The organism is Paenibacillus sp. FSL P2-0173 (assembly GCF_038008045.1).
Lineage (GTDB): Bacteria > Bacillota > Bacilli > Paenibacillales > Paenibacillaceae > Paenibacillus > Paenibacillus polymyxa_B.
Genome location: NZ_JBBOYK010000003.1, coordinates 452,295 through 466,682 on the forward strand (window position 1 = coordinate 452,295; position 14,388 = coordinate 466,682).

14 protein-coding genes are annotated in these 14,388 nt (G+C 45.9%); 6 read left to right on the top strand and 8 right to left on the bottom strand.

What is annotated here, in order from left to right:
* The first annotated feature begins 26 nt into the window (after positions 1–26).
* A complete protein-coding gene (locus MKX30_RS18450) occupies positions 27–1,040 on the top strand; it encodes a substrate-binding domain-containing protein (protein ID WP_023990888.1) in 1,014 nt (337 codons plus the stop codon).
* A gap of 155 nt (positions 1,041–1,195) precedes the next feature.
* On the opposite strand, the gene MKX30_RS18455 is transcribed toward MKX30_RS18450, so the two are convergent.
* Positions 1,196–1,408, bottom strand: coding sequence for a cold-shock protein (locus MKX30_RS18455; RefSeq protein WP_023990889.1), 213 nt, complete (start codon positions 1,406–1,408; stop codon positions 1,196–1,198).
* Between the two features lie 119 nt (positions 1,409–1,527).
* Positions 1,528–2,043, bottom strand: a complete 516-nt coding sequence (locus MKX30_RS18460) for a DUF2179 domain-containing protein (protein WP_023990890.1) — start codon at positions 2,041–2,043, stop codon at positions 1,528–1,530.
* 156 nt (positions 2,044–2,199) lie between these two features.
* Between MKX30_RS18460 and MKX30_RS18465 the strand changes: the two genes are divergently transcribed.
* Both MKX30_RS18465 and MKX30_RS18470 read left to right on the top strand, forming a co-directional pair.
* Positions 2,200–2,376 (top strand): CsbD family protein, encoded by a 177-nt coding sequence (locus MKX30_RS18465; RefSeq protein WP_013312524.1) that lies wholly within the window; start codon positions 2,200–2,202, stop codon positions 2,374–2,376.
* Positions 2,377–2,630: 254 nt separating this feature from the next.
* Positions 2,631–3,674: a stalk domain-containing protein gene (locus tag MKX30_RS18470; RefSeq protein ID WP_076295221.1), complete on the top strand. Its 1,044-nt coding sequence runs from the start codon at positions 2,631–2,633 to the stop codon at positions 3,672–3,674.
* 79 nt (positions 3,675–3,753) lie between these two features.
* Here MKX30_RS18470 and MKX30_RS18475 read toward each other — a convergent pair whose 3' ends face one another.
* On the bottom strand, positions 3,754–4,551 hold the full coding sequence (locus tag MKX30_RS18475) for a copper amine oxidase N-terminal domain-containing protein (RefSeq protein WP_069080709.1): 798 nt from the start codon (positions 4,549–4,551) through the stop codon (positions 3,754–3,756).
* A 332-nt stretch (positions 4,552–4,883) separates the two neighbouring features.
* On the opposite strand from MKX30_RS18475, the gene MKX30_RS18480 reads away from it, so the two are divergent.
* Entirely contained in the window at positions 4,884–7,439 is a 2,556-nt protein-coding gene (locus MKX30_RS18480) for a LamG-like jellyroll fold domain-containing protein (protein ID WP_341063216.1), read from the top strand.
* A 104-nt stretch (positions 7,440–7,543) separates the two neighbouring features.
* Here the strand turns inward: MKX30_RS18480 and MKX30_RS18485 are convergent, their stop codons facing one another.
* Positions 7,544–8,725, bottom strand: a complete 1,182-nt coding sequence (locus MKX30_RS18485; RefSeq protein WP_023990895.1) for an NAD(P)/FAD-dependent oxidoreductase — start codon at positions 8,723–8,725, stop codon at positions 7,544–7,546.
* Between the two features lie 27 nt (positions 8,726–8,752).
* Entirely contained in the window at positions 8,753–9,184 is a 432-nt protein-coding gene (locus tag MKX30_RS18490) for a DUF1641 domain-containing protein (RefSeq protein WP_013312528.1), read from the bottom strand.
* Between the two features lie 501 nt (positions 9,185–9,685).
* Here MKX30_RS18490 and MKX30_RS18495 point away from each other — a divergent pair.
* Positions 9,686–10,081, top strand: coding sequence for a rhodanese-like domain-containing protein (locus tag MKX30_RS18495; RefSeq protein ID WP_023990896.1), 396 nt, complete (start codon positions 9,686–9,688; stop codon positions 10,079–10,081).
* A 24-nt stretch (positions 10,082–10,105) separates the two neighbouring features.
* Here MKX30_RS18495 and MKX30_RS18500 read toward each other — a convergent pair whose 3' ends face one another.
* Positions 10,106–10,939 (bottom strand): HNH endonuclease, encoded by an 834-nt coding sequence (locus tag MKX30_RS18500; protein ID WP_076264540.1) that lies wholly within the window; start codon positions 10,937–10,939, stop codon positions 10,106–10,108.
* 264 nt (positions 10,940–11,203) lie between these two features.
* Here MKX30_RS18500 and MKX30_RS18505 point away from each other — a divergent pair, with 264 nt between their 5' ends.
* Entirely contained in the window at positions 11,204–12,697 is a 1,494-nt protein-coding gene (locus MKX30_RS18505) for an alpha-amylase (protein WP_023990898.1), read from the top strand.
* Positions 12,698–12,761: 64 nt separating this feature from the next.
* Here MKX30_RS18505 and gpmA read toward each other — a convergent pair whose 3' ends face one another.
* Both gpmA and MKX30_RS18515 read right to left on the bottom strand, forming a co-directional pair.
* Complete coding sequence (gpmA, locus tag MKX30_RS18510; RefSeq protein WP_025721385.1) at positions 12,762–13,511, bottom strand: 2,3-diphosphoglycerate-dependent phosphoglycerate mutase; 750 nt, start codon at positions 13,509–13,511, stop codon at positions 12,762–12,764.
* Positions 13,512–13,645: 134 nt separating this feature from the next.
* Complete coding sequence (locus MKX30_RS18515; protein WP_023990900.1) at positions 13,646–14,386, bottom strand: Bax inhibitor-1/YccA family protein; 741 nt, start codon at positions 14,384–14,386, stop codon at positions 13,646–13,648.
* Positions 14,387–14,388 lie beyond the last annotated feature (2 nt).

The following is a 14,388-nucleotide window of genomic DNA, read 5'->3' on the forward strand; positions in this document are numbered from 1 at the left end:
TTTTAAAATTGGAAGGCGGAACAGGAATGAAGAGCAACGTAACGATGCGGGATATTGCAGATAAGCTGGGAGTAAGCAGCGTGACCGTGTCGAAGGCGCTCAATGACAAGGATGGGGTTAGCGAGGAGCTAAAAGAGCGTATTAAGACGCTCGCAGGAGAAATGGGTTATCGTTTCAATACCGTTGCCAAGTCCATGAAGGAGGGCCTCACCTATAACATTGGTGTTGTCATCCCTGAACGTTTTACCGGCCCTGGCCAATCGTTTTATCTGCACATCTACCAGCAAATTTCACGGGCACTGGAGCCATACGGCTACTACGGTATCCTTCACATCCTCCATCGCGAAGACGAAGAACAGCTTAATCTGCCACGTATCTATTACGACCGCAAGGTGGACGGCTTCATTCTCCTGGGCCAAGTGAGCAAGCCATATATTGAGCTTGTACAAACCATGGACCTACCCAAAATGTTTCTCGATTTTTATGATGAGCATGCCGATATCGACTCCGTGGTGACGGATAATTTTTACGGAGCCTACGAGCTGACCAACTATTTGATCGCCCAGGGACACCGGGATATTGCATATGTGGGTAATATCTATTCCACCAGTAGTATTCAGGATCGTTTCCTCGGCTACTATAAATCCTTGCTGGAGCACAGGTTGCCCCTCCGTAACGAGTGGGTGCTCAGTGACCGGGACGACGAAGGTACTTATGTTGAAATGGAGCTTCCTCAGCCGCTACCAACTGCCTTTGTATGTAACTGCGATCAGGTCGCTCACAATCTGGTGCATAAGCTCATTGGTCTGGGATACCGCGTACCTGAAGACTGCTCTGTGGTCGGCTTTGACAACGATGTATACGCCACTCTTATTGTTCCGCAACTGACCACGGTCGGAGTAGACATCGAGCAGATGGCACGTACCGCGATTGATTCGATGATGAAAAAAATAAGCCATCCCGGTAGCCGCTTTGGTCGAGTCCTGGTGCAGGGACATATTGTATATCGTGATTCCGTGCAGCCCATCCAGAGACCATGATCAATGCATACCTTACTTGGGGACAGGTCACCCCTACTCTAATTTCCACAACCAAAAGCCGCTCAGCATGTCGCTGGAGCGGCTTTTGACGTTCATAAATTCTGCAGTGTGATCATCGTACTCACATTCAATTGTAGATTTTGCAAAATCCTGGATTAGGAGCGCTGGGCGACAAAGGAATTGCCCGCCCGATTGAGAATCGGCAGCATCCGCATTTCTTGCCCCATCGAGGCTTGGCAAAGTGGACAAGCTGGCTCGTTCAAAAAGGTGAAATCCGTTCGCATCCAACCGTTGCAACCCTCGTTTGTACACGACCAAATAGCCGTATTTTCCTCTGGAATGATTTCCGGGGCCTGGCGTCTGTACATCTATATTCCCCCTCGGTTTTTATAGGGTAATATCCCCTGTCGGCTTACTGTTAATTTCCACCTGTCCGGGTATTAATATGCTCTAACGTCCAAAAAATATGCGCAATTTACCAAAATGTTTATTTACGGATAGCCTTGGTCCAGAAGCCGCCATGAAATTGCTTCGGCTCTACCGTAATGACAAAAGCCTTAGGATCCAGCTCCAGAATGGACTGATACAGCTTATTCTGGTTTTTCCGTTTAGCCAAAATTTCCATCACCAGGCGCTCTCCATCACGTCCACTGCCCAGCCAGGCTGTAACACCGTATCCTTTGTCCCGCAGCGCATTGGCAATTCCTCCATTGATCTCATTACTGATCACCTTAACGGTGACATAACCAAGCGCTATTTTTTCCTCAATCCATGCTCCAATAAGAATGCCCAATGCATAGCCAATGGCGTATACTGCAAGACTTGCCACTTGATCCAGGTACTTAAGCACAACATTCAAGCCCAACACATAGACCGTAACTTCCACGGTGCTAATGAGCGCAGCAATGTACTTCTGTCCTTTCAGCGTCAGAATCATGCGCAGTGTATACGCCGATACGTAAATAATTTGAATAACAAGAATAAACAATAAAATTTTGAGCATGCGCTCACTCCCCACTTCACGTTCTGATTTAACCCGTATCCAACATTATACCCCCGTCTGTGATATACAGCCTCTGGTTTCGTATTACCCTCGCTCGGGTAATGACTAACTACAGCATGCTGAATGAAAGTTCGATCACATAAGGAGGGCTACAACATGAAGGATAACGGAACTAGCGATAAAATCAAAGGTAATGTGAACAAAGCCAAAGGTGAAATCAAGGACCAAATCGGGAACGCTACCGATAATAAGTCCCTTCAAGCCGAAGGCAAACTGGATAAGGCCAAAGGCCATCTTCAGGAAACAGCAGGCAAACTGAAGGACGGCAAATAATCCTGAATGGATACCTCGACGCACTATTTTACCAACAAGTCACGCTGTCTTGTGCAGCGGGCTTGTTTTGTGTTGTTCGGATACTTTTGGAAAAACTTTTGCGCAAACAGGGCAACTTTTACGGTTGCTGTTGCGTCTAACCAATATAAGCACGACCCATAATGACTCTCCAACCTGTTGGATTTTGTAGGCATTAATGTTACTCTAGTCTATGAACCAGGCTATAATTCTTAAATAAAGGGGTAGACCAACGAATGAAATCACTGAAATCTATCAAAAAACCTGTCATCATCACTGCCGTATCCGCCTTGGCCATATCCGGGGCTCTTTTCAGCCAATCCACATATGCCGCACAAGTGACTAAGCCGATCCAAGCAGTATATAACAATATCAAAATCATCTACAACGGAACCGAGGTTCCTTATGATGCCAAAACAGAACCGTTCCTGCTGGATGGCGTAACGTATATCCCACTGAAGCTGGCAGGTACAGCTTTGGATAAAAAGGTAACATGGGATGGTACAAACAAACGCGTAGTCATTGCCGACAACGGCGTTCCGATTGATCAGTCTACAGTTACGGCGTTGAACAACCAGATTACGACGCTGACTCAAGAGCTCAACACAGCGAAAGCAGCGAACACGACGAAGGACGCTACCATTGCTCAATTGCAAAAAGACAACCAGACGCTAAAAGATGACGCGAGCAAAAGCAGCTCTAGCACCTTGAAAGATCTTCAAAAGCAACTGAACAAGGATTACAGCGATTCCTACAACACCAACTCGGATATTACGCTGGATGGTAACAAAAGCGATATTACAGTAACCATTGAAATGACAAAATCCAGATGGGATGATCTATCCGATAGCAGAAGGGAAAGCTACCTGGAGGACATCGTGGATGATATTTTGAAAGAGTACAAAGATGCCGATATTGAAGGCACAGTGAAAAATTCCAGTAATAGAGATAAATTAGCAACCTTTACAACCAACAGCAAAGGTGATGTGACAATTAAGAAATTAGCCTCTACTCTGGATACAAGTACGATCCAACGTAATTTGTCCGATAGATATGGCACCTATAGCGGAGTCGGCTTTGATTTCACCGTAAGAGGTGATAGCAGTGAAGCCACCGTTGATGTCTATGTAAATTCGGATGACTGGAATAAACTTTCCAACAATCAAAAAAATAACCTGACAGACGGCGTTATTAATTATCTTAAAGACAGAGAGTCTGTATCCAAAGTCGTGGGATACGTACGCAATAAAGGAAACAGCAGCCAAATTATTACCTTCTAAGATTAATCTTTCAAAAAAAGCGACAAAGGCTACAAAGCCTTTGTCGCTTTTTTTTGATGTACAAGCAACATACATTTCACTACTTAATTAATCTGCCAACAGAAGTAATATATTTTATATAATCATTATCAGCGTCAATTGTATCAATATTCATTGTATAAACCAAATGACCGTGGCTGGTTATTTTCACTTTGTGAAATGAACCGGGTTTAGAATAAGGATCTACAGTATAGGTCCCTTTGCTATATACAATCATAGGATTAAAGTCAATTTGCTTGAAGGCGGGCGATAAGTCACTCTTATACGTAGCATGAATATTCAATACACCTTGCCTTTGATCCCAGTCAAAGGAAATAAGATCAAATGCATTCGCATCAATGACTTGGGCCAAGTCTTGTCCCTTAAACCTCATAAGAACTGGACTTTCCGTAAAGCTATCATGCCTTAGCTTCAATAAGCCACGCTTGGAATCCCACTCCATCTTCGCATCTGTATCTTTCAACAAAATGGATACCGGTAAAAACATTGCATTACTTAGCATGATAGGAACTGTGTCCATTGTCATGGGTTCGCCGTTAACCGATATATCGGGTGATCCAATCGTTGCCGTTACATTACGGTCTAACAGATCAACAGAAGCGGTTTTGTTCGCTGCATTATAAGTTACTTTACCGCCCAGTATATCCTCAGCCACTTGGAGCGGTATAAGCAGCCTTCCCTTCTTATCCACAAAGGGGGATGCAGGGTAGGTGTATAAAACGTAATGATCATTGACCTTCAAGTGTATGGGGGTATGATCTTGAGCCGATGCCAAATTCGAGTTTGTAGTAGCAAAACTTAGTACAATCATAAGGCAGACCAACAGTCTGATTTTCATAATGCTCTCCTTTGTTAGCGTTTAGGCTAAAACAAAAATTTGTTCAAGTAACAGTTCTTACGACTTATTTTTCATAACTAGCTTATCCTCACAAAAACATAACGTCAACCATAATTTATAATTTTTATCTAAATAAAGATCATACCATCCAGTTGGCTCACTCTATAATAATGAGGATTCACCTTACAGGTATATCTCGATGTTGGATGCTAAAACCTTCCTTATAGCCATATAATTCATAAATACATTAATAATATTTATAAATAGAAAGGTATTTAGCAATGAAAGCAGAATATATCACTGTATTCCAATTTAGAAAGGGGCAAATGTGTATGATGAGAAGTTTTGTTAAACGTAAAGTCAGGAAAAGCATTGCAATAACACTAACATTATTATTAGCAATCGCAAGCGCACCATTAGGTGCAATAGACGCGGCGGCAACAGTGCCAGACCAAAACAAAAAGCAGGATGCGCCAACCTTCTCTAATGTATCGGTTCATGACCCTTCCATTGTCAAAGACGGTGACACTTATTATGTATTTGGGTCACATATCTCTGCGGCGAAGTCAAAAGATCTTACAAACTGGACTTCTTTTGCAAACGGTTACACCACGCCTGGGAACACACTTTACGGGGATTTATCGAAGAATCTGGCCGGATCTTTCGCTTGGGCGGGTGAGAATGATGCGGATAGTAAGGGAGGATTCTCGGTATGGGCGCCCGATGTATTTTGGAATGAGCATTATGTCAATGAGGATGGGACAAAAGGGGCATATATGATTTATTATAGTGCATCTTCCACCTACATTCGTTCCGCGATCGGCATTGCAGTTGCACCCAAAATCGAGGGTCCATATCAATATGTGGATACCATTATACACACTGGTTTTACGAAGGAGACTGCTTTCGATAAAGATAGCAAGGTAGATAAAAAATGGACAAATACGCCGATTCAACAACTTATTAAGGAAGGCAAGCTTGAGGGGCCCAGACCGGGATGGTTTAATACCGATGGTTCTTATGCGAATCGGATGTTCCCAAATGCAATCGATGCAAGCGTTTTTTACGATGCAAACGGTCGCTTGTGGATGACGTATGGATCATGGTCCGGGGGAATATTTTTACTGGAGCTGGATAAAGCAACTGGCAAACCCATGTACCCAGGTCAAGATGGAACTACAGAAGACGGTCGGCTCATTGATCGTTATTTTGGCACCAAGATCGCAGGTGGATACGGTGAGTCAGGGGAAGGTCCGTATATTGAATACAACCAGGAGACGGGTTATTACTATTTGTATGTAACCTACGGCGGTCTTGCAGCGGACGGGGGGTATAACATGAGGTTATTCCGTTCCAAGAGTCCGACAGGACCTTATAAAGATGCCAAAGGACAGAATGCTGTTTTGCCAGCAAATACCAAAAATATAACTTATGGCAACAAGTTAATAGGTAATTTCTTGTTCGATAGTAAAATAGGTGACCCCGGTACAGGCACTGGCTACGGCTATGTTTCCCCTGGACACAATTCTGTATACACCGATCCTGCTACTGGACAAATGTTTGTCGTCTTTCATACCCGATTCCCTCATCAGGGGGAGACACATGAGCTGCGTGTACACCAAATGTTCATGAATCAGGAGGACTGGCCAGTCGTAGCTCCTTATCGTTACGGTGGCGAGACGCTTACAAAGCTAGATGAGAAACAATTCATTGGCGATTATCAATATATTAATCATGGCAGTGATTCTTCGGCTACGATCAAGAATACGCAATTCATTCAGCTTAAAGCAGATCATACCATTGAAGGCGATGTGCAAGGAACATGGCGCAAGTCGGGGGATTCGAATATCCAATTAACACTGGATGGTGCTGTATTGGATGGGGTGTTCTTAAGACAATGGGATCAGGTTACGAATCAATACATCCTGGCGTTTACAGTTTTATCGAATAAAGGTGAGAAGGCTTGGGGCAGTAAGCTCCCTGATATGACCGATACGACAGTAGTGGACAGTGTGTATCGTGAATTAGATCTTGGCGATACAAGTCGGGTGACGGCTAGCCTGAATCTTCCGAAGGAAGGCAGTCGGCAATCCCGGATTACCTGGAAAACTTCAGACCAAAGCGTCATTACGGATACAGGTGAAATCAAGCGTCCAGGAATCGGAGAAAAGGCTGCATCTGCCACTTTGACAGCTACCATTACCAAGGGAGAACGTAGTCGGGACAAAATTTTTAACATCACGGTATCCCCTTATGAGAAGGCAACATTGACTGCGTCATACACGTTTGAAAATAATCTGGAGGATCAGCAAGATGCTTTTGCTAATGGCGAAGTTATCGGTGACCGAATCGATCGCCAGGGAGGGAGTGTGTCCTACGCTGAAGGCGTAAGAGGCCAAGCTGTAGTCCTTGATGGAAAGTCGGGCATTGCTCTGCCTGAAGGACTCATATCCAGCTCAGCATATTCCGTGTCACTGTGGGTAAAACCAAGCGAATTGACTGTTCATACACCAACTTTCTTTGGAGCTATGGATAGTAATCACTGGATTAGCCTTTTGCCCAGAGGACCTGAGAAGGATAACACAATGGTCTGGTCCGGCAGCTCACCTTGGTATACTGGCAGTACCGGCCTAAAGATCAAAACAAATGAATGGACACATCTCGCCTTCACTGTAGATCGTGGAATGTTAGCCTTGTATGTGAATGGAAAGATTCAATTTACCGGCTCAGGATTTCCAGATGTCTTTACCTCTAAATCTGGAACATTCAGCTTAGGTGTCAACTGGTGGGACCCTGCGTTCAAAGGATCTATTGATGAGCTGAATATATTTGAAGGTGAGCTCCCTCCTGCACAGGTGGCAGAGTTAGCGAAGATGAAAGTGAATTAAGACTAATGAATCGTGAGTATCGCTAGTGTCGAAAAGAAAAGCTACAAAAAAGAGAGCGCTGAATAGCGCTCTCTTCCAATGAACCATATAAAATGTAAGAAATATTAATAGGCCAATGCAAAAAGTCCTTTGATGTGGGACAAGTAACGGATGTTACTGCCTTCCTTCATCAAAGTGGCTACAGCGCCTTTCAGTTGGGTGCCATTCGCGCCTACAGTACCAATCGCGTCTGTTCTGCCCAAGCTGCCCAGTGTACCGGAGAATACTGGTGTAAAGCGTTCCATTTTCGCTCCGTTGAAATAAGCGAAGATGTTGTAACCAACTAATTCGCCCATTTGCCAAGCCAACTGTGCAGTTGGTGGGTATGGACGCTCGCCTTCACTCGGGAACACCACTGCACTGTCGCCAGCGAGGAAGATGTCTTCGTGAGAAGTCGATTGCAGCGCACCATTCACAGTTGCGCGACCACGGTTTACTTCGATACCAGATGCGCCAACCAGTGCATTACCTTGTACGCCGCCTGTCCAGATCAGTGTGTTCGTTTTGATCGAACGTCCGTCTTTCAAGAGAACTTCGTCAGCTTTCATTTCTGTAATCGGAACACCCGCTACGATTTGAACGCCACGTTTTTCAAGGCTTGTTACTGCACGATCAACCAGTGGTTGAGGGAAGCCTGCCAAAATAGATGGTCCAGCTTCTACGCAATACAAGTTGATATCTTCGTAGTTAATACCTTTTTCGCGACAAATTGCAGGCAATTTGTCAGCATATTCGCCCACCAGCTCAACGCCAGTCAGACCGCCACCACCGATAACGATTGTAGCGTCCGCTTGGTTACCGGATTGCTTGTAAGCATCCAGACGAGCTTCCACATGTGCGCGAATGCGATTGGCTTCTGCCACTGATTTCAGCGTGAAGCTATGCTCTTGCAGTCCTGGAATACCGAAGTAAGCCGTTTCACTGCCCAGGGAAATAACGAGAGCGTCATAGCTCAACGTAGCGCCACTGGCCAAGGTTACTTTTTTATCGTCAGGCTTGATTTCGGAAACAGTATCCACTTTCAGGATAATTTCCTTGTTACGCAGCAGTTTTTCCAAAGGAAGCGCAACAGCTTTTTCAGCAATTGTACCTGCCGCCAAACGGTGCAGTTCCGTAATAATTTGGTGCGACGCAAAGCGGTTAACCACTGTAATGGTTGCTTGGCTAGCGTCCATATGCTGGCGTGCTGTAAGAGCGGCCAGCAATCCGCCGTATCCGCCGCCCAAGATCAAAATTTGCTTCGACATGTCCATCCTCCGTTCTTGATCAGGTAATTATTTGCTTTCGCGTTGGCGCTCATTCAGAATATCCAGGAAAGCCTGGCTGAAACGCAGCGTTTTTTGTACATTCGGATCTTTAAGCATTTTGAGCAGGCCAAACAGACCTACGCTGCCGTCCGTAGTTTGTACACGGTCATTTGCTTCAATTGCAGCAGAAGCCAATCCTTTAGCCGAATCTGTAACAGGCTTCACAAACTCTCCCATGGAGCTTTTCATATCTCCGATAAAGACAGGGTCAGTCGCCAGACTGCGAGCTACATCATAAGCATCGGTCATCAAAGTAACCATCTCAGTCAACTTGGGCAGATTTTCTACCAGCACGGTCAGCGATTGCTGAACCTCCGGTTTCATCAATTGGTCCAATACATCCCGAGACTCTTTGGTAGCTTCTTGTGTTACTGCCACCTCTTGTTGGTTTTCAGACATGCGTGAACGTCCTCCTTTACTGTGAAAATAGAAGTCCATTCCTTTCTCGTAACCTGTATCCATAAACTCTAGCAATAAAACGTGCATTGAATTCACGCCCTTAAACATGCAAGAAGCACAGCTAAAACCGGCCTATACCCTAAAGGGCAAGACTGATTTATCGCAGATGCCAATTGTATATTGCTCAGACGGTATTCTGTTGTTACTGCTGCGGAATATCCCACGAAGCGCTCCTTCGTGACTACAACAGGCCGAAACGGAACCCTATACCTCTATATTACACCTTTCACAACACAATCGTCGAAGAAATTTTAAATTTGCACAAATTTCTGCAAAATTTTTATTGTTATTTTAGATAAAAATTAGAATAAGCTCGATTTTTGTCCAAGTTTCCCTTAAAAAAAGGGTCATTTTATGCTAGAGGAGGGTAATAGAGAGCGTACGTTTCAGTTCGATAATATGAAAATAACACAAAATATATTCATACGGAGGTTTAAAACGATGGCTAAAACATTTGGAGATATGGTTCAAGAAGCGAGACAGCACGTTCAGGGCATTGATTCACAGGAGGCACGTCAGCGAATGGAGGCAAATCCTGATACATTCGTTATCGATGTACAGGACTCCCATGATGCAGGCGCTTGCGGTCTGATTCGCGGAAGCGCCAATATTTCATTGGGCATGCTGCCCATCCGCGCTGACTTGGAGGTTCCACAGGATTTGCGTGACGAACGTCTACGTGACCGCAACCGCCCGATTATCACCACTTGTGGGGCAGGCGGACAAGCTGCATTGGCAGCTTATACACTCCAGCAGATGGGCTTTACCAATGTAGCTTTTATCGAAGGCGGAACAACAGCCTGGAAGGAATCCGGCTTTGAAGTAGAACTGTACTAAGGGACCTACGCTCCAAGAATCGCCCTACGTACGTAGGGTGTCTTCAGAAGTATCAGGATTATCAGGTGCTTCGAAATCATCAGGAGACGGCTGCGGCACACCAGATTCAATGAACTCATCTACATCGCGGGCAGCCTTAACTTGATTGCATTCATTGCAAGCACATACACAATTGACCGGCGTCGTGTGCCCCCCTTTTGCCCGAGGCAGTAAATGATCAATCGTGTCACCGTAGTCTCCGCAAAAAAAGCAAGTATAGCGGTCACGCTTAAGCACATATTGACGAAATTCCTTGTTGCTATACAGTCTGCGCACGGTGTATGGATTAACAATCACCGCCATACGCTCTCTGACCAGGGTCATGGCCAGATCAAGCTCAATCTCTTGATGCCAGCGTCTCCCCTGGTCGGTTTTGCCTCTTAGCCGAATCATGCCATTGCGATTGAGCCGCAATGCCCGGGTATCCGCAGGCTTCAGCCTGCTAAGCAGATGCCGAACCCGTTGCCGGTGGCGCTCACGCGCTTTATCCGTGACCAGCTTCCTGCGGTGGCGTTGTGCCTCCATAGGTAGTGGCGCCTCCAGGCTGTGTGCAGCCGTATTTGCTTCAAGGCTATGCTGGTTCACGGGAGCAGCCGAGGGGTTCGTTTCCTCGCCGGAAGGAGCGGACGTAGCCGCACGTTCTTGCGGGGCCGGGGCCAACCCTCGGCAGGAACGGCAAGGACCACGCCGTGAATAAGGACCAGCCCGGCGACCCGTTCTGCGCTGAAAGTCCGTTAAAGGTTTCATTTCCTGACAATACGTACATTTTTTAATCAGCGGTTTGCTCGCTTCATCCTTGTTCTGCTGCGGTTCTGTCACGTCCACCCCTCCTTTCCTCTGTTGCTTGTGCTTTACGGTTTTCACCAAAACCCGAACTATTGTTAAGTTAGATTCATTTTACCGTTTTCACGTTCCCTTTTCTAGCTACCCGAGTCGTTGGGAACACTTAGGTATAACAAATTTTAATGATTTAGCATACGTTATACAGCGATCCTTGTTCTTCATTCAGCATCATATTGACCGTCTGACGTTTAGCCCCCCTCACTTGGTGGGTAACTTGTTATATATGAAGGAGGGACGCACATGAAAAGGAACCATACGATGATGCAATTTTTCGAGTGGAATGTCGAAGCTGACGGTTCTCACTGGAAGAAGCTTACCCGCCTGGCGCCGGAACTGAAGGCCAAAGGAATTGACGCGATATGGATTCCACCTGTCACCAAAGGCCAATCGCCCGAGGATACGGGATACGGCGTCTATGACCTTTATGATCTGGGCGAATTTGACCAAAAAGGTGCGGTGCGCACCAAATACGGAACCAGGGAAGACCTGCTGGAGGCTGTTGCCGCCTGCGTTCGCCACGGTGTGGCCGTCTATGTCGATCTGGTTATGAACCATAAGGCTGGCGCGGATGAAACCGAAGTGTTCAAGGTCGTCGAGGTCAATCCGGATAACCGCAATGAGGTCATTTCCGAGCCCTTTGATATCGAGGGCTGGACTAAATTTACGTTCCCCGGCCGTCAAGGTCAGTATTCCACATTTCAATGGAACTTTGAACATTTTAACGGAACCGATTACGATGCAAGCCAGGACCGGACAGGAATCTATCGTATTTTAGGTAAAAATAAAAGCTGGAGCGAAAATGTAGATGATGAATTCGGCAATTATGATTATTTAATGTTCGCCAATATTGATTATAATCATCAGGATGTGCGCAAAGAGATGATCCGCTGGGGCAAATGGCTGGTAGATACTCTGCAATGCAACGGATTCCGTCTGGATGCAATCAAGCATATTAATCATGAATTTGTACGAGAGTTTGCTACAGAAATGATTAAAAAACGCGGGCAGGATTTTTATATGGTAGGCGAGTTTTGGAAACCGGATCTGGAATCGTGTCAAAAGTTCCTGGATACCATTGATTATAAAATCGACCTATTTGACGTATCCCTCCACTACAAACTACATAGCGCTTCCTTGGGTGGCAAGGATTTCGATTTAAGCACCATTTTCGAGGATACGCTTGTTCATACCCATCCCCTGAACTCGGTTACTTTTGTCGATAATCATGATTCCCAGCCGCATGAAGCGCTTGAATCCTGGGTGGAGGACTGGTTCAAGCCCAGCGCCTATGCACTTATCTTGCTGCGCAAGGACGGTTATCCCTGCGTATTCTATGGCGATTACTACGGCATCCAGGGACAAACGCCCGTCAAAGGCAAGCAGGCTGAGCTAGACCCGCTTCTATATGCCCGATACCATAAAGCTTATGGTGAGCAAAAAGATTATTTCGATGATCCCCATACGATTGGATGGGTTCGTCAAGGCGTGCCTGAGCTGGAAGGCTCCGGATGTGCTGTGGTGATCACCAACGCAAATGACGGAGAAAAGCGCATGTTCGTAGGCAAACAACATGCAGCGGAAGAATGGATAGATTTGACCGGGCGTCACGATCATACCGTAAAGATTGAGCAGGATGGCTACGGCATATTTCCCGTTCGTGCCGGCAGTGTATCGGTGTGGGCACTTCCCGCAGAGGAAGACAGCCAGGAAACAGAAGAAGAAGCGAACGCTTAATCTATACCCAACACAAAGAGGGCAGGATGCGAGGAAGCGCCCTGTCCTCTTTGTGTATGGAAAGTCACTCCGTTACCTTGCTTTGGTTGGCCACGGCCTGCTTCTTAGCCTCTACATGACTCGGATCACCGAGATAAAAGCGCCGTATGGGATCTATATGCTCATCCAGCTCGTACACCAGGGGAATGCCTGTGGGAATATTCAAATCCAGCAATGCGGTTTCGTCCAGATTCTCCATATACTTGATTAAGGCCCGCAAAGTGTTACCATGTGCAGAAATGATAACTCGATCCTTTTTGAGAATCAAAGGTACAATCCGCTGCTTCCAAAACTCACCGACCCGATGCACTGTGTCCTCCAGACTTTCCCCAAGCGGCAGCTCTTCTGGCTTAATATTGCGATAACGCTCTTCCCGATGCGGACTCCGCTCGTCCTTCTCATCCAGCATGGGTGGCCGCACTGTTAGGCTACGCCGCCAGATATGAACCTGCTCCTCGCCGTATTGCACGGCGGAATCCAGCTTGCTAAGCCCTTGAAGAGCACCGTAATGGCGTTCATTCAGCTTCCATGACTTCTGCACAGGTATCCACAGATGATCCAGCTCATCCAAGATGTGATACAGCGTGCGGATAGATCGTTTTAGCACAGAGGCAAATGCCAAATCAAACGTATATCCTGCCTCCTTGAGAATACGTCCCGCCTCAATGGCCTCATGAGTCCCTTGTTCAGTCAGGTCCACGTCCGTCCAGCCCGTAAACAGGTTTTGTCGGTTATACACGCTTTCTCCATGCCTAACCAGCACCACTTGATACATACACTCACTCCTCTCCTGTCTGTCTTTATGTTTTACCCAACTTCTATGTATTTAACGTAAAATGCAATTTTTAAACCGTCTATTTAATACAAAAAAGGACGGCATTCAGCCATCCTTTTCTTCTCACCCTGCACTTAGTCCCTCTTACTGAACTTGGCCAACAGATCCAAAATCCGTACATACAGCCATACTAGAGTCACCAGCAATGCAAAAGCACCATACCATTCCATATATTTGGGTGCACCTTGATCTGCTTGCTCTTCAATAAAATTGAAATCAACCAGCAGATTCAAAGCTGCAATGATCACGATAAATAAACTAATACCAATACCCAGCCAACCCGTTTCATGGATATACGGAACATTCATACCGAAAAAGTTCAAAATAAAATCAACCAGCGTCACCAGAAAAATCGCCATCGTACACAGGACAACGAATGAGATAAAGCCGCGTGTCACCTTGATGATTCGCTGTGTGTACATAAAGAGCATTAAGAACAAAATACCCACGGTCAGCAAAATGGCATTGGCTACAATTCCAGGGTACTCATACTCCATAAAAGCTGAAACGCCACCCAAAGCAAAACCACTCAGAATCGCATATACAGGAGAGAGTAATGGAGCGGTTTTTGGAAAAAAGGATATCGCAAGTGCTACGCCTGCCATACCAATAAATCCTGCCGTCAGCAAGGATAGCACCTCTACGGTTCCCTCGTAGGTCATGTACCAGGTAATGCTGCCAGAGACGATGAGCAGAACCAGCAGAAGCAACGTTTTGTTCACCGTTCCTCCGATGGTCATGCGTTGTTCACTAGCTTCTCTTTCATCTTCGCGCAAAAAGATGTCATCACGTAAAACTGGATTGCTAAAGCTCATAC